The sequence below is a fragment of the Sandaracinaceae bacterium genome, from assembly GCA_016706685.1.
Classification (GTDB): Bacteria; Myxococcota_A; Polyangia; order Polyangiales; family Houyiibacteriaceae; genus JADJJE01.
In genome coordinates this window covers 369,601-394,698 of the sequence record JADJJE010000002.1, presented here as the reverse complement: position 1 = coordinate 394,698, position 25,098 = coordinate 369,601, and the positions used below count along the sequence as shown (strand labels likewise).

At 70.5% G+C, this 25,098-nt stretch carries 20 protein-coding genes; 11 read left to right on the top strand and 9 right to left on the bottom strand.

Annotated elements, in window-relative coordinates; translation table 11 throughout:
* Window positions 1–466: 466 nt before the first annotated feature.
* On the bottom strand, window positions 467–2,416 hold the full coding sequence (locus IPI43_05280) for an acyl-CoA dehydrogenase (GenBank protein ID MBK7773535.1): 1,950 nt from the start codon (window positions 2,414–2,416) through the stop codon (window positions 467–469).
* 75 nt (window positions 2,417–2,491) lie between these two features.
* On the opposite strand from IPI43_05280, the gene IPI43_05275 reads away from it, so the two are divergent.
* On the top strand, window positions 2,492–3,130 hold the full coding sequence (locus IPI43_05275; GenBank protein ID MBK7773534.1) for a hypothetical protein: 639 nt from the start codon (window positions 2,492–2,494) through the stop codon (window positions 3,128–3,130).
* Here IPI43_05275 and IPI43_05270 read toward each other — a convergent pair.
* Window positions 3,127–4,122, bottom strand: a complete 996-nt coding sequence (locus tag IPI43_05270; GenBank protein MBK7773533.1) for an alpha/beta hydrolase — start codon at window positions 4,120–4,122, stop codon at window positions 3,127–3,129. The two genes, IPI43_05275 and IPI43_05270, sit on opposite strands and share 4 nt — an antisense overlap.
* 60 nt (window positions 4,123–4,182) lie before the next feature.
* Between IPI43_05270 and IPI43_05265 the strand changes: the two genes are divergently transcribed.
* Complete coding sequence (locus IPI43_05265) at window positions 4,183–4,899, top strand: queuosine precursor transporter (GenBank protein MBK7773532.1); 717 nt, start codon at window positions 4,183–4,185, stop codon at window positions 4,897–4,899.
* A gap of 7 nt (window positions 4,900–4,906) precedes the next feature.
* Here the strand turns inward: IPI43_05265 and IPI43_05260 are convergent, their stop codons facing one another.
* Entirely contained in the window at window positions 4,907–5,347 is a 441-nt protein-coding gene (locus IPI43_05260; protein ID MBK7773531.1) for a hypothetical protein, read from the bottom strand.
* A 655-nt stretch (window positions 5,348–6,002) separates the two neighbouring features.
* On the opposite strand from IPI43_05260, the gene IPI43_05255 reads away from it, so the two are divergent.
* Entirely contained in the window at window positions 6,003–6,770 is a 768-nt protein-coding gene (locus IPI43_05255) for a hypothetical protein (protein ID MBK7773530.1), read from the top strand.
* 21 nt (window positions 6,771–6,791) lie between these two features.
* Here IPI43_05255 and IPI43_05250 read toward each other — a convergent pair whose 3' ends face one another.
* Window positions 6,792–7,736: a LysR family transcriptional regulator gene (locus IPI43_05250; protein ID MBK7773529.1), complete on the bottom strand. Its 945-nt coding sequence runs from the start codon at window positions 7,734–7,736 to the stop codon at window positions 6,792–6,794.
* A gap of 109 nt (window positions 7,737–7,845) precedes the next feature.
* On the opposite strand from IPI43_05250, the gene IPI43_05245 reads away from it, so the two are divergent.
* The 5 genes from IPI43_05245 (at window position 7,846) to IPI43_05225 (ending at window position 14,862) form a co-directional block, all read left to right on the top strand.
* Window positions 7,846–8,721, top strand: a complete 876-nt coding sequence (locus tag IPI43_05245) for an NmrA family NAD(P)-binding protein (protein MBK7773528.1) — start codon at window positions 7,846–7,848, stop codon at window positions 8,719–8,721.
* Window positions 8,722–8,824: 103 nt separating this feature from the next.
* Window positions 8,825–9,448, top strand: a complete 624-nt coding sequence (locus IPI43_05240; protein ID MBK7773527.1) for a hypothetical protein — start codon at window positions 8,825–8,827, stop codon at window positions 9,446–9,448.
* A gap of 9 nt (window positions 9,449–9,457) precedes the next feature.
* Entirely contained in the window at window positions 9,458–10,231 is a 774-nt protein-coding gene (locus IPI43_05235) for a hypothetical protein (GenBank protein MBK7773526.1), read from the top strand.
* Window positions 10,232–10,294: 63 nt separating this feature from the next.
* Window positions 10,295–12,469 carry a hypothetical protein gene (locus IPI43_05230; GenBank protein MBK7773525.1) on the top strand — a complete coding sequence of 725 codons (2,175 nt, stop codon included), beginning with the start codon at window positions 10,295–10,297 and terminating at the stop codon, window positions 12,467–12,469.
* Complete coding sequence (locus IPI43_05225) at window positions 12,466–14,862, top strand: DUF87 domain-containing protein (GenBank protein MBK7773524.1); 2,397 nt, start codon at window positions 12,466–12,468, stop codon at window positions 14,860–14,862. Before IPI43_05230 ends, IPI43_05225 begins: the two co-directional genes overlap by 4 nt.
* Before the next feature lie 3 nt (window positions 14,863–14,865).
* Here IPI43_05225 and IPI43_05220 read toward each other — a convergent pair whose 3' ends face one another.
* The gene (locus IPI43_05220; protein ID MBK7773523.1) at window positions 14,866–15,783 is read right to left on the bottom strand and encodes a serine/threonine protein kinase; all 918 of its coding nucleotides are present in this window, start codon (window positions 15,781–15,783) and stop codon (window positions 14,866–14,868) included.
* A gap of 4 nt (window positions 15,784–15,787) precedes the next feature.
* Window positions 15,788–16,873, bottom strand: a complete 1,086-nt coding sequence (locus IPI43_05215) for an aromatic ring-hydroxylating dioxygenase subunit alpha (GenBank protein ID MBK7773522.1) — start codon at window positions 16,871–16,873, stop codon at window positions 15,788–15,790.
* A 67-nt stretch (window positions 16,874–16,940) separates the two neighbouring features.
* Between IPI43_05215 and IPI43_05210 the strand changes: the two genes are divergently transcribed.
* Window positions 16,941–17,906 carry a hypothetical protein gene (locus tag IPI43_05210; protein MBK7773521.1) on the top strand — a complete coding sequence of 322 codons (966 nt, stop codon included), beginning with the start codon at window positions 16,941–16,943 and terminating at the stop codon, window positions 17,904–17,906.
* A gap of 437 nt (window positions 17,907–18,343) precedes the next feature.
* Here the strand turns inward: IPI43_05210 and IPI43_05205 are convergent, their stop codons facing one another.
* From IPI43_05205 to IPI43_05195, 3 genes are all read right to left on the bottom strand, one after another.
* Window positions 18,344–18,970 (bottom strand): TetR/AcrR family transcriptional regulator, encoded by a 627-nt coding sequence (locus tag IPI43_05205; GenBank protein MBK7773520.1) that lies wholly within the window; start codon window positions 18,968–18,970, stop codon window positions 18,344–18,346.
* Window positions 18,971–19,123: 153 nt separating this feature from the next.
* Window positions 19,124–20,302 carry a trypsin-like peptidase domain-containing protein gene (locus IPI43_05200; protein MBK7773519.1) on the bottom strand — a complete coding sequence of 393 codons (1,179 nt, stop codon included), beginning with the start codon at window positions 20,300–20,302 and terminating at the stop codon, window positions 19,124–19,126.
* 3 nt (window positions 20,303–20,305) lie between these two features.
* A complete protein-coding gene (locus tag IPI43_05195; protein ID MBK7773518.1) occupies window positions 20,306–21,385 on the bottom strand; it encodes a hypothetical protein in 1,080 nt (359 codons plus the stop codon).
* Between the two features lie 134 nt (window positions 21,386–21,519).
* Between IPI43_05195 and IPI43_05190 the strand changes: the two genes are divergently transcribed.
* Complete coding sequence (locus IPI43_05190) at window positions 21,520–23,691, top strand: molybdopterin oxidoreductase family protein (GenBank protein MBK7773517.1); 2,172 nt, start codon at window positions 21,520–21,522, stop codon at window positions 23,689–23,691.
* Window positions 23,688–25,094, top strand: coding sequence for a Si-specific NAD(P)(+) transhydrogenase (gene sthA / locus IPI43_05185; protein MBK7773516.1), 1,407 nt, complete (start codon window positions 23,688–23,690; stop codon window positions 25,092–25,094). The genes IPI43_05190 and sthA overlap by 4 nt, the downstream gene beginning before the upstream one ends.
* Window positions 25,095–25,098 lie beyond the last annotated feature (4 nt).

The following is a 25,098-nucleotide window of genomic DNA, read 5'->3' as shown; positions in this document are numbered from 1 at the left end:
TCAGATGCCTGTGACATTCCATGCCCAACCAGAGCCACGTCGACTTTCGCGGATTCGGGAGCGACTTGTTTCAAGGAGTTTTGGCTACCCCGGGTTGAAACCCGGGGCAGGCGTTCTTCGCCCTGATGCCTGGACAACTCCTGCCCCTGTCGGGGCAGGACTGGGTGGTCGCAGCGGATGACTAGGTTCTCAGACCACCCGAGCCCCAGACCGCTCCTCCTGCTTCCGATGCCCAGTCCTCCGCCGTTAGGGGGAGGACCTTGTCCAGGAGCCGAGGCGAAGGTCCCGCTGCCCCGGCTTTCAAGCCGGGGCGCCCAAATGCCTTGAAACAAGGGCTAGAACGGCATCCACACAGAGTCCATCCGGTCCCCACCCGTCGTGCGATCTCCATAGCTCCGTGGATGAGATCAATTGAAACGAGCGCCAACGGACCCGCCGGCGCTCACTCCATTTCCCACTCCCGAGCTCAGATCGTCGAGTAGGCCTCGAGCGGGATCTCGTTGGCGCTCTGGTCCGCGCTGGCGATGACCTTCGCCCGGCTCGGCACCAGCGGCAGGATGTTCTGCGCGAAGTACAACGCCGCGAACTTCTTGCCCGTGTAGAACGCGCGGTCGGGGTGCGTCTCGCTCAGGCCGTCGATCTTCTCGAGGCCCAGGGCCGCCTGCTCGAGCAGCAACCAGCCGATGGCCAGCTCGCCCATGATCTCGAGGAAGCGCTCGGAGTTGAGCGGGATGTTCTGCATCTGGCCGCCCTGGAACCATTGCAGGAACTGCATCACGCACTGACCCACGGCGCCGTGCGCGCGCTGCAGCTGCGCGACGGAGTCGCCCAGCACGGGGTGCGCCTTGTTGGCGTCGATGAACTTCTGGATGTCACCGAGGAACGCCTTGGTGTTGGCGCCGCCGCCCTGACCCAGCTTGCGGCCCACGAGGTCCATCGACTGGATGGCGTTGGTGCCCTCGTAGATGCTGAAGATCTTGGAGTCGCGCAGGCACTGCTCCACCGGGTGGTCCTGCAGGTAGCCGTGGCCGCCGTAGGTCTGCACGGCGGTCTCGCACACGCGGAAGCCCTGGTCCGTGCTGTAGGCCTTGACGATGGGCGTGAGCAGGTCGATCTGGCCCTTGTGGTACGCCGCCGAGGCGTCGTCCGAGCCACCGATCACCAGCGCGCGGTCGCTGTGCATGGAGAGCTTCACGATCAGGGCGCGGATGCCCTCGACCTTGGCCTTCATGTCGAGCAGGTCGCGGCGCACGTTGGGGTGCTCGATGATGGACACGCGCTCCGCCGTGGCGTCCTTGAAGTCCTTGATGCCGGAGCCCTGCTTGCGCTCGCGGGCGTACTCGAGCGCGTTCAGGTAGGCGGTGCTCGCCACGCTGAGGCCCTGGATGCCCACGCCGATGCGCGCGAAGTTCATCATCTTGAACATCTGCGGCATGCCCTGGTTCTCGACGGTGCCGACCAGCTCGCCCACGCAGGCGTTGTTGTCACCGAAGTTGAGCACGCAGGTGGCCGAGCCGTTGATGCCCATCTTGTGCTCGATGCTGGGCACGGTGATGTCGTTGGTCTGGCCCAGCGAGCCGTCGTCGTTCACCCGCACGCGCGGCACGATGAAGAGCGAGAGGCCCTTCGTGCCGGGGCCCGCGCCCTCGATGCGCGCGAGGCACAGGTGGATGACGTTCTCGGCCAGGTCGTGGTCGCCACCCGAGATGAAGATCTTGGTGCCGCGGATGCTGTAGGTGCCGTCCGCGTTCTTGGTGGCGGCGGTGCTGGCGATGCCCACGTCGGAGCCCGCGTGTGGCTCGGTGAGGCACATGGTGCCGCCGAACTTGCCCACCATCATGGGGGCCACGTACTTCTTGCGCTGCGCGTCGGTGCCGAAGTGCTGGATGACCTCGGCCGCGCCCATGGAGAGGCCGGGGTACATGGCGAACGCGGTGTTGGAGCCGCTGATCATCTCTTCGGACAGCGCCGACAGCGTGAAGGGCGCGCCCTGGCCACCCATCTCCACGGGAGCCGCGAGCGTGCGCCAGCCGGCCTCGAAGACCTTGTCCCAGGCGTTCTTGAAGCCGTCGGGCGTCTTCACGCGGCCGTCTTCGATGCGGCAGCCCTGCTGGTCGCCGATCTGGTTCAGCGGCCCGGTGACCTCGCACGCGAAGCGGTAGACCTCGCTGAGGACCATCTTGCACTGGTCCGCGTCCCAGTCTGCGAAGGGACCCTTGCCCAGCACGTCTTGCAGGTTGAACTGCTCGAAGAGCAGGAACTGGAAGTCGCGAAGGTCGGCCTTGTAACGGTTGATCGCGTGCGCTGCCACGGTCGCCTCCACTCGGAGCGGGTCCGAAGGTTGAAGTAGGGGTTGATTACACTGGGCACCCAGGAACGGTGTGCCCGCGTAATGAAGTGAATCTTGTCTCAGCATGCGCGAGCGTCAAGCCAAGTGCCGCAAGAAATGAATGAAGCTTCAGTGCGCGGTGGCCGTAATATCGCACCGGCCATGTCGCTCGTTCGTTGTGATCACTGCGGTGCCCCCCTCGAGCTCGCCGACGGGACGAGCACCGTCCGCTGTGGCTACTGCCAGAAGGACCAGGTCGTCACGGCGATGATGGCGGCGGTGGAGCGCCCGGCCGCACGTCCCGCGGCGTCGGTCGAACGCTACACGCGGGGCCGGCCGGTGCTCTGCGAGTGGCGAGGGCGCTGGTGGCCCGCCACCATCCTCGCGGAGCTGCCGGGCGGGCAGTACCTGATCCACTACGACGGCTACTCGAGCTCCTGGGACGAGACGGTGGGCCTCGAGCGGCTGGCGGCCCGCTCGGCCAAGGTGCCGCGCGCGACCGGCAACCGGGCGGTCGGCATGATCATCGCGGTGTCGCTCGTCGTGGCCATGAGCGTGGGCGTGCTGCTCGCGAGGCAAGCCACCAGCAGCTCGGCGCCTCCCGCGACCATGGCGCCTGCGGTGATGGCCGCGCCGGGGCAGCTGGCGCTGGGGCAGCCCGTGAAGGTGCTGTGGAGCGGGCGCTGGTGGAACGCCACGGTCATCGCCGTGTACGCCGACGGCCGCGTGCGCGTGCACTACGACGGCTGGGCCGCGAGCTGGGACGAGGACGTCACGCTCGATCGCGTGGGCCTGCGCTAGCGCGGGAGAGCCCCGGTCCGGCGCTGCGCGAACACGCCGATGTCCAGGATGGCCTCGCGGGCCACGGGCAGCAGCGGCGCGAACACGTGGAACGCGTGGATCATGTCCGGGAAGACCTGGAGGGTGACGTCCAGGTGCTGGTCGCGCGCCCGCTCGGCGAGGTGCAGCGCGTCGTCCAGCAGGCCCTCGGCGGCGCCCACGTGGATGAGCAGGGGCGGGAGATCGTGCAGCGACGCGTGGATGGGCGCGGCCAGCGGGTTGCGGAGATCATGCGGGGCCACGAAGCGCTTCGCGTACTGCCGCAGTGCGTAGCGGCTCACGAAGTCGTAGCGGCGGTTGTCGTCCAGGCTGCGGCCGCGCCCCTCGAGGTCCACCCACGGAGACACCACCGCCAGGCCGGCCGGCAGCGCCTCGCCGTCGTCGCGCAGGGACAGCGCGGTGCTGAGCGTGAGGCCCGCGCCCGCCGACTCGCCCGCGATGACCACGTGCTCGGGGCGCACGCCCTGGTCGCGCACGAAGTCGTACACCGCGCGCGCGTCTTGCAGCTGTGCGGGGAAGGGGTGCTCGGGGGCCAGCCGATACGCGGGCGCCAGCACGCGCATCTTTCCCGCGTGGCAGATGCGGCAGATCAGGTCGCGGTGCGAGCGCAGCGACCCGATGCTGTAGCCCCCGCCGTGCAGGTAGATGAGCACGCGCTCGGGGTCGCTCTCGTCGGTCTCGAACCACATGCTGGGGATGGGCCCGTGCGCCGAGGGCACCTGCACGTCGGTCATGCGGGTCTCGCGCATCACGCGCGTCTCGGGACGCGGTGGGTCCGTCACCGCCCGCTGCCACGCGAGCGGCATCAGCGTGGACGCGTTGGACGAGCGCTGCAGCACCGTGGCCACCACCTCGAGGTCCTCGTTCCACGTGGGCCGCATGGGGCCGAACACCGCGCGCCGCGCGCGCACCGCCGGGCGGACACCGTCCATGAGCTTGCGAATCAGGTTCATGGGCGCGGAGGGTAGCAGGATGGGTTCTGCAGCAGCCTGCTTGCGTGGTACACGACGCGGATGGCCAGCGCATTTGCCCATGAGGGGGAGTTCCTCTCGAAGAACCACCGGCTCTACATCGGCCTCGCGGCTGTCTTCGTGTCCAGCCTGTTGGTGGGCGACCTGATCGGCGGGAAGTTCGTGCGCGTGTTCGGGCACACCATCAGCGCGGGCACGTTCGTGTTCCCCGTCACGTTCGTGATGACCGACATCATCAACGAGTTCTACGGCAAGAAGGGCGCGCGCTTCGTCACGCTGGTGGCGATGATGATGGTGATCTACGCGTTCATCATCTTGCAGCTGGCCATCCGGGCACCCATCTCGGCGGACTCGCCCATCCCGCAGCCGGCGTTCCAGGCCGTGTTCGGCATCGGGGTGGTGCTCTTCGTGTCGTCGCTCACAGCGTTCTTGATCGGGCAGCTGTGCGACATCTACGTGTTCCACTACCTGCGCGGCATCACGGCGTCGAAGCACCTCTGGCTGCGCGCCACCGGCTCCACGGCCATCTCGCAGCTGGTGGACACCGTGGTCATCAACGTGGGCCTGCGCTACGGCGGCTCGGGGATGGAGTTCGACCTGGTGGACGTCATCGTGAGCTCGTACGTGCTCAAGCTGATCATCGCGGTGTGCCTCACCCCCGTGATCTACGCGCTGCACGGCTTCGTGCACCGGCTGTTGCACGTGGAGCGCCTGTCGCTGGCCGAGATGGGCGAGGCCGAGACGCCCCCCACGCCCTAGCGCTGGCCTAGAACGTGGTCGGCGCATGGCGGTCCCCGAGCGTGCCCGACAGCGCGCGGGAGCGCTCGCGCAGCCGGTCCGGAGCGGGACGCCCGCCCACGGTCCAGAGGAGCTTGTCGGGCAGCAGCACCTCCACCTGCTCGCCGTCGCGGTTGACGCCGCCCATGACGGTGGCCGTGCGCTGAGCGGCTTTCACCTGCGCGTGGCGGCGGCGCATGGCGAGCAGATCGGTGACGGCGAACACGGAGGTCCCCAGCAGCGTGAGCACGGCGACCACCCAGATGCCCGGCCACCCGAAGACGGCGCGCGCGATCCAGAGGATGGGCGGGAGCGCGGGCACGCCGGGCAGGATGGTGCGCCACACGGAATCGTGACGCGCGAGGTCGGTGAGCTCCACGCGCTCGTTCGTGGCCAGCGGGCGGGTGGCGCCTTGCTCGGTGCCGGCCATGCGATCCGAGGTGGTTTGGACGTGCAGGTATTGGACTCCGCCGGGCGCCGTGCTGGCTTCTCGATGGCGGCGTTGGGCCCCAGGGCGCCCGAGCCTGGGGAGTTCTTCGACCCTCAGCACCAGGCCGATCTCGACCAGCACGTCGAGCCGAAGAAGCCGAGGACCCGTACCCCCGGTGGACATCTGATTCTCGGGGAGCGAGCTGACCAAGGAACTGCTTTCGAGACATGGACGGTTGGTGCCCCTCGAAGCGCTCGACGGTGCCGTGGATCCCGCGGTCGTCCACCCAACGGGGGAGCGCGCGCAGCCGCCAACTGCGCTCGAAGAACCGAGGGCCGTAGAAGGCGAAGAGCAGCACCAACGGCAGCACCAAGCACAGCATGCCTGGCACACGCACCATCACGACGAGCAGGATCAGGATGGCGAGACTCCCGGGCACCAGGTGCCCGCTGGCGACGCACCTGGCGCAGCGCCTTCTCCGCCACACGTCGATGCACATCGGTGAGCGCCTCGGGTGGGACCACCCCCACCGACGGCAGGCCCGCGAACCAGCGCTGCGTTCCGTCTTGCTCGCCCTCGCTCGGCTGCGAATCCATGCAGTGCAACGCTAGCACGGTGGCCTCGCGCCGCCCCAGCGTGCCACGCTCCGGGCATCATGCCGAAGCACCCCGATCGCAGCTGGACCGTCCCTTGGTACGCGGGCACGCGCACGCTGACGTTGTCGCTCGACGAGCAGGTGGTGACCGTGGACACACGCATCGACGGGCGCGAGCTGCCGGCGCAGCGCGTGTCGCTCGAACAGCTGCTGCGTGGCGAGAGCGTGGCCGACCCGGCCACCGAGTCGGCGGTCCTGCTGGCGATGGCGCGTGGGAAGGCGCACGGGCTGAGCGGCGACACCAACGAGCGCTGGCGCTTCTGGCAGGCGTTCGACCCCGCGGCGGTCCCGGCCATGGAGGCGCTCTCGGTCGCGCCGGGCGAGCCGACCTACCGCGTGTTCGCCACCCCGGAGGGCCTGCGACGCCACCCCGTGGGCACGCCCGCGCAGGAGTACGTGGCGCGCTGGGACGGTGTGTTCCTGCACGGCCCGGTGCGCGGTGCGCTGCCGCTCGACTTCCGACGCGAGCTGCGCCGTGGGCTGCGCAGCGCATTGGCCTCTGGCGCGCGGTCCCTCCGCACGTTCCCGCTGCTGGACTACGACGAGCTGCCCACCAAGACGTGGAGCACGGGGGACGCCACCGCGGGCTCGAAGGCCCGGTTCGACCACGGCTGGCTGCGCTGGGAGGTCTGGGACAACCAGGGGCGCCCCGAGGGCGGCACCATGCTGTACTCCGTCGAGCGCGTCTTCGCGGGGCTGCACTCACACGTCCCGATCCCCGCCGACGAGCTGGGTTCCATCGAGCGCCGCGCGACGCTGCGAGAGTAGCCGCGCGCAGGCGCCCTCGGTTCACCCCGCCTTCGCGCGGCTGGCCAGCACCGCCGCGTCCACCAGGCGGGCACGCAGCCATGTGTGGGCCGGGTCGCGCTCCACACGCTGGTGCCAGAAGCTGTACACGGTGAAGCGCGGCACGCTGAGGGGCGGCGGAAGCACGCGCACCCCTGCATGCCGCGCGAAGGTGCGCACCAGCAACGTGGGTGCGGTGAGGATCAGGTCGGACTCGGCTACCACCAGCGGAGCGGTGACGAAGCTCTGCACGCGCAGCGCCACGTGCCGCGCGAGGCCGCGCTCGGTCAAGAGACGGTCTACGATGCTGGTGCCGCTGCCCTGCGGGCTGATCAGCGCATGCTGCAGAGCCACATAAGTGGCGAGCGAGAGCCGCTTGCCCACGCGCGGGTGCCCCTCGCGCACCAAGCACGCGAAGCCATCGTCCAACAGTCGGCGGCGCATCAGACCATCTAGAGCCGGGGCGGGCGGACTGATCGCCACGTCCAATTCGCTGCGCGCCAGCTGCCCCTCCACCTCGGCCTCGGGCACCGAGCGGATGTCCAGCGTCACGCCTGGAGCGGTCTCGGCCAGCGCGCGCATCAGGGGCCCCGCGAGGATGGTGGCCACATAGTCCGTGGTGGCCAGCGTGAAGGTGCGCGTGCTGGTGGCCGGGTCGAAGCGCGGGTCGTCTTCGAGCGTCTGGTCGAGCGTGCGCAGCCCCTGGCGCAGGGGCCCCGCGAGCCCCAGCGCGCGCGGCGTGGGCTCGAGACCGGCGCGCGTGCGCACGAAGAGCGGGTCGTCGAAGCTCTCACGCAGCGCCCGCAGCCCATGGCTGACGGCGGACACGGTGACGCCCAGCCGCTCGGCCGCGCGCGTGACGCTGCGCGTCTCGAGCAGCACGTCCAGCGTGACGAGCAGGTTCAGGTTGGCTTGGGCGAGGCGAGCGTGGTCCACGTGGTTGAGTATCTCTCAACTCATAGTGAGTCCTAGTCGTTTTACTCAATCTTACGGAGCACCCAGGATGGTCTCGAACCCAAGACGCCACGCACGGAGCCGTCGGCGAGGAGCAGAGCCCATGACCATCCTGATCAACACCCCCAACGGAAACATCGGACGCCCGCTCGCGGAGGCCCTCTTGGCCGCCGGCGAGTCGCTGGTCGTCATCCAGCGCGACCCGTCGAAGGTGGCCGACCTGGCCGCCCGCGGGGCCCGCGTGGTGGCGGGCAGCATCGACGACCCGGCCACCCTCGAGCGCGCATTCGAGGGCGTGCATGCCGCGTTCTGGCTCACCCCGCCGGCCTACAGGCCAGACTTCGCGGCGTGGACCTCGGGCACTGCCAAGATCGCCGCCGCTGCCGCGGCGAAGGCGGGCGTCACGCGCGTGGTAGTGCTCTCCAGCGTGGGCGCCCACAACGACGGGAACGGGCCGGTCACGCTGATGCGCCACGTGGAGGAGGCCTTCCGCGCGCAGCTCCCCAACGTGCTGGCCCTGCGCCCCGCGTACTTCATGGAGAACTTCCTCGGGAACCTGGGCACCATCCGCAGCGACGGCGCGTGGTACATGCCGCAGCCCGCCGACACCAAGATGCCGCTGGTCGCCACGCGCGACATCGCGCGGGTCGCGGCCGAGGAGCTGCGCGCCACGTGGAGCGGGCATCGCTACCGCGGCATCCACGGCCCCGAGGACCTGTCCATGAGCGAGGTGGCGGACATCCTCACCGGCGTGCTGGAGCGCAACGTGAGCTTCGTGTCCGTGCCGCTCGACGCCGCCCTCGACGGGATGCGCGGCGCGGGCGTGCCCGAGTTCGTGGTGACGCTGTACCGCGGCATGCTGGAGGGCCTCGGCAACGGCCGCATGGTCCCCGCCGAGCCGCGCAGCGCGCAGACCACCACGCCCACGTCGTTCGCGACTTTCGCGCGCGAGGTGCTGCGCCCGGCGTTCGCGAGCTGACGTTCAGTCAGTGTCCGATCGGCGCCCGAGACGTGCCACGTAGCAGAAAGTCGCTTGCGTGAACGGGTCCCCAGCGAGTAAACGCCGACGAGAGGAGATCGAGATGAGCTATCTGCCGTTCGTGGTCATCGTCGTGGTGCTGGGCATCTGGTACGCCAACTACTTCCGCAGCGTGAAGGCTGCGGGTGGGCGCGGGAACCTGATGCAGAAGCAGCACCAGGAGGAGTTCGGGTTGAGCGATGGCGAGACCATCACGTCGTGGTGGAGCGCGGTCTGCTACATCGGTCCGCTGATGCCGGGCGGTGGCGTGCCGCACCTGGGCGAGAAGCTGCTGCACGCGCTGGCCACCAGCAACGAGCGCGGCGCCCAGGTGCACGTGTGCGCCACCAGCCTCGGGCGCGTGGGAGTGTCCATGGAGCCGCTCGACGGCCTCGAGCGCAGCGCGGCCATCGCCAAGGCGCAGTTCGGCTCACAGACGTCGTTCTTCAAGCCCTACGCGCTGGTGAGCGCGGGGCAGGCCAAGCTCTCCACCTTCGAAGAGGTGTTCCAGGGGGTGCCCTACCCGCGCTCGGACGCGCCCAAGCTGACGAGCGCGCTCGGCGGCCAAGTGGACTTCCAGCTGGTGCACTGGTGGGGCCAAGACGGCCGCGGCTTCTCGCTGTGGCTCGACCCGGCCGCGGTGCCCACCATCCGCAGCATGCTCGCGCCCGCGGCCACAACCGTATAGAACCACGGCATGGCCGGGGCATTCCGCGACGACGACCTAGCCGCGCGACAGCGCGCCGACGCCCTCGAACAACGCGTAGAGGCGCTCGAGGCGGAGAAGCGGGCGCTGACCGAGCAGCTCGCGCAGAAGCCGCACACGCCCAGCCCGAGGAAGGCGCTGCCCATCGCGCTGCTGCCGCTGCTGTTGGGGGGGCTCCTCCTGCTGGCCACCGGAGCCACCGTTGGCCGCGTGCCGGTGCGCTTCCTGGCGGGCGGCGTGGTGCTGCTCACGGCCGTGCTCGGCGCGCTGATGATGCGCCAGCTGCTGCGCGCGCGCCCAGGCGAGCTGTGGGTCATCTCGGGCGGCGCTGCGGACCGGCTCCCGGACGGGAGCGTGGTGGGCCACCGGCTGCTGCGGCCGGGGCAGCAGCGCTTCTTGATCCCGTTCGTGGAGCTGGCCACATGCATGTCGCTGCGGCCGTTCCCGGTGAACGCCCGCGTGGAGCAGGTGTTCGCCCCCGGGGGTGAGACGTGGGCGCTCGAGGCGTCGCTGCTGCTGAAGCTGCACCCGGCCAACCTCGAGAGCGCGGTAGAGCGTTTTCTCGGCCAGCCGGAGGAGGTCATGGCCCGCATCGGGCGGGAGGTGTTGGAGGCGGCGCTGCGGGAGACGGTGGCACGAGAGGCGCCCCGCGATCGCGAGCGGCTGCGGGAGCGCCTCGAGGAGACGCTCGAGGAGAACCTGTCCAAGCTGGGACTCACCCTGGAGACCATCCTCGGTCTGGACGCGCGGCCCTCCGGCGGCTGAGCGGGGCGCTGCCCGTTATGGGCGTGCCCCCCGGGGCTTCGCTCGGTATCCTGCGCCCAACTCATGACCCATCGACGCCCGCTCGCTCCCGCGCCCTCCTTGTTCTTGGCGCTCGCCCTCCTGACTTCGCTGGCCGGCTGCGGAGGCTCCACCCCCGGCGGCAGCACCACGCCCGACTCGGTGGGCCCCCTCGACGAGGCGAGCTTCCCGCCCACCCGCCGCGCGTTCCACGGGCTCGAGCTGGACAACCCGCGCCGCGAGGTCGACCGGCAGCGGCTGTTCGCCTACCTGGACGGCGTGGGCCGCCCCCTCGTGGAGGGCGACGACTACGAGGCGCTGCTCGAGCACTTCGCGGCGTGCACGGACCTGCTGGTGCCCAGCGACTACACCAGCGACCGGGTGCCAGAGAGCCTCGCGCCGGTGGCGCTTCGCATCGTGGAGCTGGGCTCGCCGCGTGGCGACGAGGGCCCCGTGCTGGGTGCGCTCGAGGTGCTGCGCCGCATCGTGATCGAGGCGCCCGAGGGCGGCGGCCTCAGCGCCGAAGAGCAGTATCAGCAGGTGTCGCAGTGGGGTCGCACTTCCCGCGAGAGCCTGCCGGACTTCCTGCAGCGCTACTCCTCGCTGATCGACGTGTGGGAAGAGCACGCGCACTACACGTCGTCGCCGTCGGTGCTGGAGACGCTGGCCCAGCTGCACATCGACCGCCGCGACTTCGTGATGCGCGCCGCGTCGGAGGCCGGCATGCAGGGCGTGCTGTCCGAGTACCCCCCGTCGCTGCCGCTGCAGATCGGGCGCATCGCGCCCATCGACGTGGTGGCGGTGTACCTGCGCGTGGGCGACGTGGACGGGGCCATCCGCAAGGTGCGCGAGATGGGGCTGCGTGGGCGCACCGAGGCGCAGCTGCTGGAGCTGCTGGTGGCCGCGCAGGGCCGCTCGGAGGCGGGGGCCGAGGCGCTCTCGCAGCTGTCCGAGGCCTATGGCCGCTCGCGGCCGGACACGGCGCAGGGCATCTGCCGCCGTGGTCTGCGCGACTACCCGCGCGACACCCGCTTCCCGGAGTGCCTCGCCGCCGTGGAGGCCGCCGAGGGGCGCTCCGAGGACGCGACCGCATGGTACGTGGTGGCCCTGGCGCTCGACCCCGAGAACCGTGAACTCTACGACGAAGCGCTGGCGCAGCTGAACGAGTTCATCGAGCGCGGCGTGTTCGACGAAGACCCCGCCGCTGGACGCGCGCTCACCGCGCATGCGCGGAGGCTGCTGACCGAGCGCGCCACGCGCTTCCCGAGCTCGCCCGCGCCCGTGTCGCTCGCCCAGATCGAGTTCTTGGCGGCCATGGTCGAGCTGCACTCGGGACACCCCGACGGCGCGCGGCAGCACTTCCTGGCCAGCCTCGAGGCAGGCCCGCTCAACGAAGTGCTGCGCGAGTTCGGCACGTTCGAGACACGCCTCGGCAACGCGGAGCCGGCGGCGGACCTGCTGCGCCGCGCGCTCGACCGCACGCTGGGCGAGTCGCTCGAGGTCAACGTGCAGCGCGCGGGCCTGCTCCAGGAGCTGGGCAACGCGTTCCACGTGGCCGGCAACGAAGCGCAGGCGCAGCGCATGTACCGGCAGGCGCTGGACCTCTACGACGCCGCCCTGCCCCAGCTGAGCGAGCAAGGCGTGGGCTTCGTGCAGTCGCGGCGCGGCGTGCTGCTCGACACGCTCGGCTCCCGCGAGCAGGCGCGCATCGCGTTCCTGGCCGCCGTGGAAGCGAGCCCGCTCGAGCGCGAGATCTACATGGTGCCCATGATGCACCTGACCACGGCCACGCCCGACCTGCCGCTCATGCGCGAGCTCTACCGCCGTGCGCTGCTGAACCTGGGCCTGGCCCCCGAGTGGAAGGTGTACTTCGCGCTCTGGACGCAGTTCGTGGCGCTGCGCGCGGGGGAGCCCGCCGGTGAAGAGGTGGACGCCGTGCTCGAGCGCTTTGCCCGCCACACCCCCTGGTACGGGCGCCTGGCCGCCTTCGGCGCGGGGACGCTGGACGGTCCGGGCCTCGTCGCGGCAGCCACCACGGCCGGTCAGCGCGCCGAGGCGCACTTCTACGTGGCGGTGCGGCAGACGGCGGCGGGCGACACGCGCGCGGCGCGCACGGGCTACGAGGCCGTGTTCGCCACCGGCATGGTCAACTACGTGGAGTATCAGATGAGCCGCAGCTTGGTGGAGACGCTGGCCACGAGCGGTGAGACCGCCCCGTGACCGACTTCGAGAAGCTGGGCGCGTTCTACCTGGGCAAGCGCGTGGGCACCGACGACGGCGCCCTGCGGCACGACGAGCTGGTGCTCTACGACGCGAAGGACCTCACCACGCACGCCTTCTGCGTGGGCATGACGGGCAGCGGCAAGACCGGCCTGTGCGTGTCGCTGCTGGAAGAGGCCGCGATCGACGGCATCCCCGCCATCGTGATCGACCCGAAGGGCGACCTGGGCAACCTGGCGCTGCGCTTCCCGGAGCTGCGGGCCGAGGACTTCCTGCCCTACATCGACCCGAGCGAGGCGAGCCGCAAGGGGCAGACGCCCGCGGAGCACGCCAGCACGGTGGCAGCGCAGTGGCGCACGGGGTTGGCTGACTGGGGCCAGGACGGCGAGCGCATCCGGCGCTTCCGCGACGCGGCCGAGGTGGTGCTGTACACGCCCGGCAGCCAGATCGCGCGGCCCATCTCCATCATGCGGTCGCTCGCCGTGCCGCCCGCAGAGCTGCGTGCAGACCCCGACGCCCTGCGCGAGCGCGTGCTGGGTGCGGTCAGCGGCCTCCTGGGCATGCTCGGCATCGAGGCCGACCCCGTGCGCAGCCGCGAGCACATCTTCTTGTCCAACCTGCTCACCAGCGCCTGGAACAACGGCGAAGACGTGAGCCTCGCGGACCTGGTGCGCCGCATCCAGGCGCCGCCGTTCACGCGCGTGGGCGTGATGGACCTCGAGTCGTTCTACCCCGCGAAGGAGCGCGCGTCGCTCGCCATGGGCGTCAACAGCATCCTCGCGTCGCCTGGCTTCTCGGCCTGGCTCGAGGGCGAGCCTCTCGACGTGGGGCGCCTGCTGCGGCGCGAAGACGGGCACCCGCGCATCAGCATCCTGTCCATCGCGCACCTCGACGACGCGCAGCGCATGTTCTTCGTGACGCTGCTGCTCAACGAGGTCATCGCGTGGATGCGCACGCAGTCGGGCACGTCGAGCCTGCGCGCCATCCTCTACATGGACGAGGTCTTCGGCTACCTGCCGCCCGTGGCCAACCCGTCGTCCAAGGGCCCCATGCTCACGCTGCTCAAGCAGGCGCGCGCGTTCGGCCTGGGGGTGGTGCTGGCCACGCAGAACCCGGTGGACGTGGACTACAAGGCGCTCTCCAACTGCGGCACGTGGATGCTGGGGCGCCTGCAGACCGAGCGCGACATGGCGCGCGTGTTGGACGGCCTCGCGGGCGCGGCCAGCTCCACGGGCCAGGGCTTCGACCGCGCCGCCATGGAGGCGCGCCTGGCCGGGCTCAAGGGCCGCCAGTTCGTGCTGAACAACGTGCACGACGCGGGCCCCGACCTGTTCCAGACGCGCTGGGCGCTGTCGTACCTGCGCGGGCCGCTCACGCGTGACCAGCTGCGCAGCCTCTCGCGCGACGGGGGCGAAGGCATGGCCGCGCCCGCCACCATCAGCGCTCCGAGCGCCGTGCTGGCCGCCACGCAAGCTGCAGGCGTCGGCAGCGCAGCCCCCACCCCGGGCGCGCCCGACGAGTCGCGCCCCGTGGTGCCCGCAGGCATCGCCGAGACGTTCCTGGGCGGCACCGACGGCTGCCGCTACCACGCGGGGCTGCTGATCACGCTGTCGCAGCACTACAAGCACGCCAAGACCAGCACCGACCTTTGGCAGCAGGCGTCGTACATCGCGCCACGGCTGGGGCGTGACCCCACCGAGACGCTGGCCCACGTGGAGCCCCACGCGCTCGAGAACCTGCCCCTGCGCAACGCCCCGCCCGCGAACGCGCGCTTCGCGGCGCTGCCCGCCGGCGCCGTCACCGACAAGACCTGGAAGGCGCTCGACAAGGCCATCAAGGCGCAGGCCTACCAGGACCTCGGGCTCACGCTCTACGAGTGCAAGCCGCTCAAGCTGTGGTCCAGCGCGGGCGAAGACCACGCGTCGTTCGTGGCGCGCGTGCAGCACGGCCTGCGCGAGGCGCGCGACCTCGAGATGGGCAAGCTGCGCGCGGCGTTCGAGCCCAAGCTGGCGCGCCTGAGTGAGCGCATCACCAAGGCCGAGCAGAAGGTGAAGAACGAACAGGGGCAGGTGCGGCAGCGGCAGATGGACACCGCCGTGAACGTGGGCACCACGGTGCTGGGCGCGCTGCTGGGCAGCCGCAGCGTGGCGCGTGCCGGCACTGCCGTGCGCAGCGCATCGCGCATCGGCCAGGACCAGCAACAGGTGCAGGCCGCCGAGCAGAGCGTCGCGTCCCTCAAGGAAGAGCTGGCCGAGCTCGAGGCCGACTTCCAGGCGCGCCTCGCCGAGCTGACCGCCCAGCAGCCGAGCGCCCCCATCACCGAGGTGGTGGTGCGGCCCACCAAAGCAGACCTGGCCGTGACGCGCCTCGACCTGCTGTGGGTGCAGGAGTAGCGGCTACCGCTTGGGTGCTGTGGCCGTGTGCGCTTCGTCGACCCAGCGGCCCAGCGCCTCGCCACGCTCACTGGTGACGAAGGCGCTCAGCAACTCGGCTGCCGCCTGCGCGCACGCCAAGCGCTGCGCTGGCTGCTTGTGGGTCATCTGGCGCACCACCTCGGCCAGCGCGGGCGGCACGTCGTCGCGCAGCTCGTCCAGGCTGGGGATCACCGCGCGCCCCGCCAGCATGAACAGCTCGAGCTCGTTCTGCGCTTGGAAGAGCCTACGCCCGGCCAACATCTCCCAGAGCACCACGCCGAGGCTGTAGATGTCCGAGGCCGCCGTGGAGCGCTCGGCGGCGATGAGCTCGGGCGCCACGTAGGCCAGCTTGCCCACCACCACGCCGGGCAGCGTGACGGTCATGCGGTCCATGGCGCGCGCCAGGCCGAAGTCCGTGAGCTTCACCTCGCCCGCGCGGCTCACCAGGATGTTCGCGGGTGTCACGTCACGGTGGAACACGGGCCCCGACGCGCGGCGGTGTGCAGCGCTGAGCGCCTTCAGCACCGAGGTGGCGATGAAGGCCGCATCGGGCACGGCCACCGGGCGGGCGACGTCACGCGCGGCCAGCAGCATGCGCGACAGGTCCACGCCATCCACCCACTCCATGACGATGCACAGCATCCCGCCGTCGTCGTGGCACAGCTCGTAGAAGCTGGCGATGTTCGGGTGCTGGAGGTCTGCGACCACGCGCGCCTCTTCGAGGAACATGGCCTGGAAGCGCTCGTTGCCGCCGAAGTTGGGCAGGAGCCGCTTGACCGCCACGTGCCGTTGCTGGTCCACCGGGGCGCGGGACACGCCGCGGAACACGTGCGCCATGCCACCGCGGGCCACACTCCCGGTGACCTCGTAGCGCTCGGAGAGGAGGGTGGTGGCCTGCATGGGGTTAGACGTGGATGCGGAGCGAGCGCCGCGCGGGCTCGTCTTCAGAGGCGCCCTGTGCCTCGCGCTCACCGCGCTCTGCGAGGCGCAGCAGCTTCTGGATGGCGGGGCCCAGTACGTCCAGCTTGGTGGATGCGTAGCGCTGACCGCCGAAGGCGCGGATGTTCTCCATCTGCCGCGCCAGGATGCGCACGTCCTGGTCCAGGATGCGGAGCCCGATGGGCTTGAGCAGGCTGCCCACCAGCGCACCGGGGATGGGCATGCGGAAGCTCACGCTCGCGAACATGCGCGTCTTGTGCTCGGCGATGGGCGTGAGCGCCACGCTGGCGATGACGTGGCTGTCGTCGCCCAGCTGGTACTCCACTTGTGCGATGCACGGCAGGAAGAAGCGGTCCCAGTGGCGCACCAGGCCACCACCCGGCGAGAGCACGCGACCGATCACTCCGTCGGGCCGCGGCTCGCCGATGTACTCCGCCTCGATGCGGTCTGGATAGCGGCGCACCTCCACGTCGATGCCGCGCTTCTCGCCACCGCTGCGGAAGAGCCCGCGGTGCACGAAGGCCGTGTGCGGCACGTCCAGCGCGTTCTCGGCCACGGCGTGCACGGAGCCCTCGAAGTCCTGCACGTGCGTCACCGTGGTGTACGCCGAGTCCTTGGTGAAGGGCATGGAGAAGGGCTCGCGCACCGAGCGCGTGGCGCCCACGGTGGAGTACACCCAGAGGTAGCCGTCGGCCTCGCGCGTGAGCAGGCTGGGCACCGCGCGGCCCTGCGCGCCGGCGTCGCGGTCGTCGTCCAGCAGGCCCGGCACGTGCGCGCACTGCCCTTGGCCATCGAAGCGCCAGCCGTGGTAGGGGCACTCGATCTGGCCGTCGCACACGCGGCCCATGGAGAGCGGGACGTTGCGGTGCGAGCAGCGGTCGAAGAGCGCGCGCGCCCTGCCGGCCGCATCGCGGAAGAGCACCAAGCGCAGCCCCAGCAGCTCCACCGCGAGAGGCTTCCGGCCGAGCTCGCGCGCCTCGCACGCAACGTACCAGTCGTCTGGCACGCCCAGCGGCGGCTGCATGAGGTTGGGGGCGAGATCGAGTCCCATGCGGGAGAGCGTAACACGGCGCTTCGTGTCACTTGCTAACTAACCAAGCGGTTAGTAGACTCCAGACATGGACCTCGACCGCATGCTCTCCCTGTGTGAACGCAACCAGTGGCACGCCGACGACCTCGACTGGAGCGTGAAGCCCAAGCAGCTTCGCCGTGAGGACGAGATCGCCGTGGTGCAGTACTTCACCGACATGGCAGGCATCGAGCTGCTGGCGGGGAAGCTCTTCCAGGTGCAGCGCGACCGCGCGGAGGACCCCGTCCTCGCCAAGATCTTCGACTCGTTCGTGGTGGACGAGCTGCGCCACAGCGAGGTGGCCGTGCGCCTGGCCCGCCACTACGACGTGCACCACTACAAGCAGTACAAGATGAACGCGCACCTGCTCGCGTTCTCGGACGCGTTCGCGGACCTGCTGCAGTACCTGTCGGCGGAGATCGCCAACGCCTACATCACCACGGGCGAGCTTCTGCTGGACGTGGCGCTGCTGCGCTCCATCGACGACTTCGTGGATGACGACATGAGCCGCCAGGCCATGAACCGCATCAACCGCGACGAGAGCCGTCACATCGCGATGGACTACCACATGATCGAGTACTACGCGTCGCCGGAGGGCATCGCGGCGGAGGCCTCACGCCCCAGCCTGAAGCTCGAGGAGCGCGTGCGCGGCGCCTCGTCCATGGCACGCGTGTTCTATCACGCGCGCCCGTTCTTCAAGGACGTGTTCTTCGGCCCCATGGACGTGGTGGACCCGAGCGGCAAGCGGCTGCTCGAGGCGTTCAAGCGCGCCCAGCTGATCGGCGCCAAGCCCGAGGTGGCCGCGCGGCCCTTCCCGCGCTTTGCCGGCGCGCTCGCGGACCTGGCCAACCACCCGGTGTCGGGCCCCGTGTTCCGGCCCGTGGTGGAGCGCGTGTTGGGCATCGACCGGCGCGTGATCGGCATCCTCTACGACGAGGCCGAAGAGAAGTGGGCGCAGCGCGCCAGCTTCGACGAGCTGGCCAACGAAGCGCTGGGCGCGAAGACCCTCAACTAGGACCTCGTGTCAGAGATCTCGACCGGTCGGTGCTGGGTCGATGGGCACCCACAGCTGAAGCCTAGCCTGAGGATTCGACACATCTTGCTAGGGGGGCCTATTCGCCTTGTGGCAAGACACTATGGGCACCCCCGGCTGGAAGCCGAGGGCAGCAGACCAGGCCTGGACCTGCTGAAAGTCCGCCCTTGGGCGGACTGCCTGATCGACAACAGGGTGTGTTCTACCAAGGGTGGCCGGGCGCAGTGTCTGAGTACCCTCAGTAGGGCAAACCCTGCTGGTAGCCACGTAGTCCGCCGCCGAAAGGCGGGGGACTTTACGCTCATCAGCCACGTGGTTTGCTGCCCTCGGCTTCCAGCCGGGGGTGCCCATCGCACCGCTTCCAACTCACTGCCGCCCAGCATGCTCGAGATCCGCTCGGCACTGCCCGCAGCGGAAGCTCAGGCCGCCGAAGCGCCCAGGCTGGCGTTCTGCACGGGCGGCGTCATGCTGGCTTCGACGCTGCGCATCATCATGTCCATCGCCGACGCGCGGTTGGTCACTCGACCGTCCAGGATGGATTCCACCGTGGTCAGCACGAGTCCGATGATGGTATCGGCAAGGACGACCAGATCGTCCACGTGCTTGCCCACGCCGCGGGCGTGCAGGTCGGCGATGAGGTCCTCGCGGGCGCCGTCCATGAGCTCGCGCCAGCGACGACCCAGCGGGTTGGCCACGTCGCGGCGGTGGCGGAGGAACAGCTCGGCGCTGCGGCGGTCGGCCGTGAGGGCCTCCACGCCCGTGGCGAACGCGTGGCGGGTGGCGGCCTGCGGGCTGGCGCCGTCCTGAAGGCCATCCCGGAATTCACGCAGGCGAGCGCGGAGCGCGTCTCCCACGGTGATGGCAGCCTCTTCGAGCGCCTCGTCCATGTCCTTGAAGTGAACGTAGAACGTGGGCTGCGCGACCCCGGCGGCCTGGGCGATACGGCCGGTGGTGAGCGCCGTGGGCCCCTGCTTGTGCAGGATCTTCAGCGTGGCCTGGACCAGCTTGTGGCGGGTGCGCTCTTTGTTGGCTTTCCGGGTACTCATGTCGTGACTTCCCATCCCGATTGGACAATGCACCTATTAGGGGCATTGGGTGTCAAGGCAACCTTGTCCTACCGATACCAACCACTTAGAGCGCTTTACGCGCTGCGTCAACGCGCTGCGTCAATTTTGCCCCGGCCCCCCTCAGAAACAGCGTCATTCGGTGGGTGCGGGCACCCACGGCTGGCCCCGGCTCACGCGAATTCCACGTAGGCCACTATAATTCACCGACAGGTAAGGGGCCCCATCCAGCGCCCAGGCCGCCAGACGCTGGGCCATCTCGTTCAGGCGCTCGGCGAGCGCGCGATCAGCCGGCGGCAGCTGGTCCCGTACGCTCACGTTGCGCGCCTCGAGCAGCGCGATCTGCATGTTCCACGCATGCACGGCCACCATGGCACCCGCCTCGTAGCTGGGCGGGGCTTGGGCCGCGAGGTCCAGCGTGGCCACGGCGGTCTGCTCGAAGATGGGGCGCTCATCGGTGGTGCGCACGAAGTCCGCCATGACCCGCACGATGTGGCGCTCTTGCGGCCCGAAGGTGGGCGGGCGTTGACCGAGCGCCGCGCGGGCGCGCTCCATGGCGGGCAGCACGAAGCGCAGCGGCTCCAGCATGGCGATGCCCTCGACGCCGCGCGTGGGCTCGCCGCGGCGGGCCATGATGCCGACCAGCGCGCCATCGGCGTCGATGACCGGACCGCCCGAGTTGCCGGGGTTGACGCTCATGGCCACCTGCAGCGAGCCGTCGTTGTTCTCGCGGCTGAGCTCACCGGAGACCGCCGCCGGATAGCGCTCGCGGATGTCGAGCGGGTAGCCCGTGGCGAACAGGCGCTCGCTGAGCGTGAGCGGGCGGATGGCGGTGGGCAGCGTGATGCGGTCGGGCAGCGGGCCATCGACCGCCAACACGGCAAGGTCGTGCTCCGCGTCGGAGTAGATGACGCGCGCGGCCTGCGGCTCGTCGGCGCCGGGCCGCAAGATGGCCAGCACGTCGCCACCGCGCACCACGTGAGCGGCGGTGAGCACCAGGCCCTCGGGGCCGACCACCACGCCCGTGCCGTGCACGGCGTCGGGCAGGCTGACGGCGCGCCGCACGCGGCTGACGCGGCCCTCGAACGTGTAGGCCGAGGCCCCCGTGATCTGCAGGACGCGCACGCTGGCGCGGTCGATCGGGCGGAGGCGGATGCGCGACTCGATGCCGCCGTCGGCAGGTGGGGGGGGCGTGGGGGCGACAGGCGCCTGTCCGGCCGCGGGTGCCGACCCCGAGACCGAGGCGCTAGCGAGGAGCAAGGCCGCGAACCAGAGACCGCCGAGCGCGCGCGAGGGGGGATGGACGAGGCGCATGGTTCAGAGCATCCGGAAGCTGTCGAGGAAGATGTTGCGCGCCTCGATCATGTCGGGGCTGGCAGTGCGGGGCAGGTCGACGCTGACCTCGTAGGTGGCGCCGTAGGTGCCGAAGATGAGCGTGAAGCGCATGCGCCCCTCGCTCTCGTAGACCAGCGAGCGGCCCGAGTAGCCCTGACGAGTGGTGTCGCGCGCGACGCGCAGGCTGTAGTGCGCGAGCGGAGCGGCCTCGAGCGTGGCCACGGCGCCCGGAGGACGCAGGTCCTCGTAGCCGGTGGCGCGCACCTCGAACGTGGCGCCGCCTGCGCCGATGACGCGGTACGTGCGCACGAACCTCGCGCCCTCGGCGGGACTGGTGGCCTCGGCGGCCGTGGGTGCCCCTGGGAAGCGAACGGCGAAGTGCGCCTCGGCCGGCATGGACCAGCGCCACGCGCCCGCCCGGTAGACGCCGTCGCCGGTGGCCCCGAACGAGTCTTGTGGGTCGAGCCGCAGGCTCTCGAGGTAGGCCGCGGTGGTGGCGCGGTGCGAGGCTGCGAGGTGCGGCGCCATCATGGCCATGAGCAGGTAGATGTGGCGGCGGCCCAGCACGGCGCGCGCGTTCACCAGCTGCCCCGACTCGGTCACGATGTAGGCGATGTCGAAGCCCGGCGAGCCATTGACCATGACGGTGCCGAACGCCTGCTCCTGCGCGTCTTCCAGCAGCGACTCGCGCATGGCGTGCAGGCGCTCGAGGGGCTGACCGACGATGCCGCCGTCCACCTCGCTGATGGCCACCATGAGCTGAACCGAGCCGTAGTCGCGGCCACCGATGGTGGTGCGGTACGCGGCGCCGTCGTCTTCCACCCCGGTGGACGCGGGCAGGTACTGGGGCTGGCTGGGCATGCGCACGCTGGCGCGCGCGACCGGCAGGCGCACCTCCACCCACTGCGACGCCGGGGTGAGGCCGCTGACGCCGCCACCGCTGTAGATCGTGGCGGTGGGACGCAGGCTGCCGCCGCCGCCGCTGTAGCAAGCGGTGAGCGCCACACAGCCCAGCGCCAGCAGCGTGCGCTGCCTCCGGCCGACGGCTGGGGCTCGCCTCACACTTCGTCTGCTCCTCACCACGTCGGCCTCCTGTCGCGTCACACTCGGCTTGATATCACATGCCTGACACCTCGGCAGGCGGAGATCGCCCTTCGTTTGCCGAAGCGCCACGCCTGCCGTGTATGCTGGCGCGCATGTCGACGCCCACGCTCCATCACCGCACGTGCTCACTCTGTGAGGCCATGTGTGGCATCACGCTCGAGGTCCACGGAGACAAGGTGCTGGCCACCCGCGGTGACGAGCGGGACCCGTTCAGCCAAGGCCACATCTGCCCGAAGGCCACCGCGCTCTCCGACCTGCACGACGACCCGGACCGCGTGCGCGAGCCCATGCGCCGCGAGCGCGGCGGCTTCGTGCCCATCTCGTGGGACGAGGCGCTGGACGAGGCGGCCGAGCGCATCCACGGCCTGCAGCGGCGGCACGGCAACGACGCGATGGCGGCGTACCTGGGCAACCCCAACGTGCACAACATGGGGGCCATGCTGTTCGGGCCCACCATCCTGCGGGCGCTGCGCAGCAAGAACCGCTTCTCGGCCACCAGCGTGGACCAGCTGCCGCACATGTTCGCGGCGTACTACATGTTCGGGCACCAGCTCCTGGCGCCCGTGCCCGACGTGGACCGCACGGACTTCTTGTTGATGCTGGGCGCCAACCCGCTGGCCAGCAACGGCAGCCTGATGAGCGCCCCCGGCATCCGCAAGCGCCTCGACGCCATCCGGGGGCGCGGCGGGCAAGTGATCCTGCTGGACCCGCGCCGCACGGAGAGCGCCCGCAGCGCGACTGAGCACCACTTCATCCGGCCAGGCAGCGACGCGCTGTTCTTGCTGTCGTTGGTGAACGAGGTGTTCGCGCGGGGCGCCGTGCGGCTCGGCAACCTCGAGGGGCTGACGCGCGGGCTCGACGAGCTGCGCGCCGTGGCCAAGGAGTTTCCGGCCGCGTTCACAGCCGACCACACCGGCATCTCGCCAGACGTGCTGGGCAGCATCGCCACGCGCCTGCTCGCGGCGCGGCGGGCAGCCGTGTACGGGCGCATGGGGGCTTCCACCCAGCGCTTCGGCGGCCTGTGCGCGTGGCTGGTCTATGCGCTCAACGCCATCACGGGCAACGTGGACCGCGAGGGCGGCGTCATGTTCACGCAGCCCGCGCTCGACTCGCTCAAGGCCGTGGGCGGCTTCGGCGTGGGGCGCGGCAGCCACGGCCGCTGGCGCAGCCGCGTGCGCGGGCTGGCCGAGTTCGGCGGTGAGCTGCCGGTGGCGGTGCTGGCCGAAGAGATCCTCACCGAGGGCACCGGGCAGATCCGCGGGCTCCTCACCATGGCGGGCAACCCCGTGCTGTCCACGCCCAACGGCGGGCAGCTGGACCGCGCGCTCGGCAAGCTGGACCTGCTCATCAGCGTGGACCCGTACATCAACGAGACCACGCGCCACGCGCACCTGATCCTGCCGCCGCTTTCGCCGCTCGAGCGTCCACACTACGACCTGGCGCTGCACATCTTCGCGGTGCGCAACACGGCCAAGTTCAGCCTGCCGACCTTCCCTCCCAAGCGGGGCGCCCTGGACGACTGGCAGATCCACCTGGGGCTGGCGCGCCGTCTGGCGGCGCTGCGCGGGGGGCGCATGGACAAGGAAGTGCTCCGGCTGCGCGCGCTCGAGAAGGCAGGGCCCGAGCGCATGCTGGACGTGGGCCTGCGCACGGGCCCCTACGGCTCGGGCGCCAACCTGCTGAAGGACGGGCTCACGCTGAAGAAGCTGCGCGAGAACCCACACGGGGAGGACTTCGGCGCGCTCCAGCCCTGCCTGCGCGAGCGCCTGCCCGAGCAGCACGCCTATGTGGAGCTGGCGCCCGCGCCCATGCTGGCCGACGTGGAGCGCCTGCGCGCCAGCATGGGCGACGACGAGCGCAGCCTGGTGCTCATCGGCCGACGCCACGTGCGCAGCAACAACAGCTGGCTGCACAACAGCGAGCGCCTGATGAAGGGCCGCGACCGTTGCACGGCCATGCTGCACCCAGACGACGCCGCGCGCCTGGGCGTGGTGGACGGCGCGCACGTGCGGCTGCGCTCGCGCACGGGCGAGGTGAGCGTGGTGGCCGAGCTCACGGACGACATCATGCCCGGCGTGGTCTCGCTGCCGCACGGCTTCGGCCACCAGCGGGAGGGCGTGCAGCTGCGCGTGGCGAGCGCGCACCCGGGCGTGAGCGTGAACGACCTGACCGACGAGACGCTGCTGGACACCCTGACCGGCAACGCGGCGCTGAACGGGGTGCCCGTGGAGCTCACGCTCGAGCTGGCGGAGGCCGCGTCATGACGGCCGAGGGCGCAGACGAGCTGGATCTGCTGGTCATCGGCGGCGGCCCCGCAGGCGAGAAGGGCGCGGCGCAGGCGGCCTACTTCGGCAAGCGCGTGGCCGTGGTGGAGCGCGCCAAAGAGCCCGGCGGCGCAGCGGTGCACACGGGCACCCTGCCCAGCAAGACGCTGCGCGAGGCGGCGCTGTACCTCTCGGGGCACCGCAGCCGGTCGCTCTACGGGGTGGCCATCGACCTCGAGCCGCAGCGCATGCTGCACGGGCTCATGGGGCGGAAGGCCGCCATCGCAGCAGCCGAGTCTCTGCGCATCCGCAACAACCTCGCACGGCACCAGGTGGAGCTCATCGAGGGGCACGCGCGCTTCACCGGCCCGCACGAGGTGTGCGTCACGCACGCGGACGGCAGCACGCGCACGCTGCGCGCCAAGTTCGTGCTGGTGGCCACGGGCACCAAGCCGCGCCAGCCGGACGACATCGACTTCGCGTCGCCGCTGGTGCACGACTCCGACGAAGTGCTGGAGATCGGGGAGCTGCCGCGCTCGCTCACCATCCTGGGCGCGGGCGTGATCGGCTGCGAGTACGCGTGCATGTTCGCGGCGCTGGGCATCCCGGTGGAGCTGGTGGAGGCGCGCGACGAGATCCTGGGCTTCATGGACCGCGAGATGGTGGCCGCGCTCGAGCGCGCCATGGCCGAGCTGGGCGTGCGCCTGCACCTGGGGCGCGCGTGGGGCGCCGTCACGTTGGGTGCTGACGGAGACAGCGTGCACACCCAGCTGGGAGACGACACGCTGGTCACGCACCACCTGCTCTTCGCCGCGGGGCGCATGGGCTGCACGGCGGACCTGGGCCTCGAGCACGTGGGCGTACGCCCCAACTCGCGCGGGCTGCTCACGGTGGACGAGGTCTACCGCACCGCGGCGCCCTACGTGCTGGCGGCGGGCGACGTCATCGGCTTCCCAGCGCTGGCCTCCACATCGATGGAGCAGGCGCGCGTGGCCGTCTGCCACGCCTTCGGCTTCGACTACAAGAAGAGCGTGTCGGGCACCCTGCCCTACGGCATCTACACCATCCCCGAGCTCAGCTCGGTGGGCGAGAGCGAGGAGAGCGCGCGCGCGGCCGGCCTCGACGTGGTGGTGGGAAGGGCCTTCTACCGCGAGAACGCGCGCGGGCAGATCACGGGCGACACCGAGGGCATCACCAAGCTGGTGGTGCACCGCCACACGCGCAAGATCGTGGGCGTGCACGTCATCGGCGAGCGCGCGAGCGAGCTGGTCCACATCGGGCAGACGGCGCTGATGGCCGGCGCCACGGTGGACCTCTTCATCGAGATGGTCTTCAACTTCCCCACGCTGGCCGAGAGCTACAAGTACGCGGCCTATGCATGCTTGGCGCAGCTGGGGAAGTGAGCGC

What these genes read in the sequence shown, in the direction of transcription:
- IPI43_05190 (MBK7773517.1), top strand. Translation starts at nt 21,520, where the DNA reads ATGTCGACGCCCACGCTCCATCACCGCACGTGCTCACTCTGTGAGGCC.
- IPI43_05255 (MBK7773530.1), top strand. Translation starts at nt 6,003, where the DNA reads ATGCCGAAGCACCCCGATCGCAGCTGGACCGTCCCTTGGTACGCGGGC.
- IPI43_05265 (MBK7773532.1), top strand. Translation starts at nt 4,183, where the DNA reads ATGGCCAGCGCATTTGCCCATGAGGGGGAGTTCCTCTCGAAGAACCAC.
- IPI43_05240 (MBK7773527.1), top strand. Translation starts at nt 8,825, where the DNA reads ATGAGCTATCTGCCGTTCGTGGTCATCGTCGTGGTGCTGGGCATCTGG.
- IPI43_05205 (MBK7773520.1), bottom strand. Translation starts at nt 18,970, where the DNA reads ATGAGTACCCGGAAAGCCAACAAAGAGCGCACCCGCCACAAGCTGGTC.
- sthA (MBK7773516.1), top strand. Translation starts at nt 23,688, where the DNA reads ATGACGGCCGAGGGCGCAGACGAGCTGGATCTGCTGGTCATCGGCGGC.
- IPI43_05220 (MBK7773523.1), bottom strand. Translation starts at nt 15,783, where the DNA reads ATGCAGGCCACCACCCTCCTCTCCGAGCGCTACGAGGTCACCGGGAGT.
- IPI43_05210 (MBK7773521.1), top strand. Translation starts at nt 16,941, where the DNA reads ATGGACCTCGACCGCATGCTCTCCCTGTGTGAACGCAACCAGTGGCAC.
- IPI43_05260 (MBK7773531.1), bottom strand. Translation starts at nt 5,347, where the DNA reads ATGGCCGGCACCGAGCAAGGCGCCACCCGCCCGCTGGCCACGAACGAG.
- IPI43_05245 (MBK7773528.1), top strand. Translation starts at nt 7,846, where the DNA reads ATGACCATCCTGATCAACACCCCCAACGGAAACATCGGACGCCCGCTC.
- IPI43_05200 (MBK7773519.1), bottom strand. Translation starts at nt 20,302, where the DNA reads ATGCGCCTCGTCCATCCCCCCTCGCGCGCGCTCGGCGGTCTCTGGTTC.
- IPI43_05270 (MBK7773533.1), bottom strand. Translation starts at nt 4,122, where the DNA reads ATGAACCTGATTCGCAAGCTCATGGACGGTGTCCGCCCGGCGGTGCGC.
- IPI43_05230 (MBK7773525.1), top strand. Translation starts at nt 10,295, where the DNA reads ATGACCCATCGACGCCCGCTCGCTCCCGCGCCCTCCTTGTTCTTGGCG.
- IPI43_05235 (MBK7773526.1), top strand. Translation starts at nt 9,458, where the DNA reads ATGGCCGGGGCATTCCGCGACGACGACCTAGCCGCGCGACAGCGCGCC.
- IPI43_05280 (MBK7773535.1), bottom strand. Translation starts at nt 2,416, where the DNA reads ATGCTGAGACAAGATTCACTTCATTACGCGGGCACACCGTTCCTGGGT.
- IPI43_05275 (MBK7773534.1), top strand. Translation starts at nt 2,492, where the DNA reads ATGTCGCTCGTTCGTTGTGATCACTGCGGTGCCCCCCTCGAGCTCGCC.
- IPI43_05215 (MBK7773522.1), bottom strand. Translation starts at nt 16,873, where the DNA reads ATGGGACTCGATCTCGCCCCCAACCTCATGCAGCCGCCGCTGGGCGTG.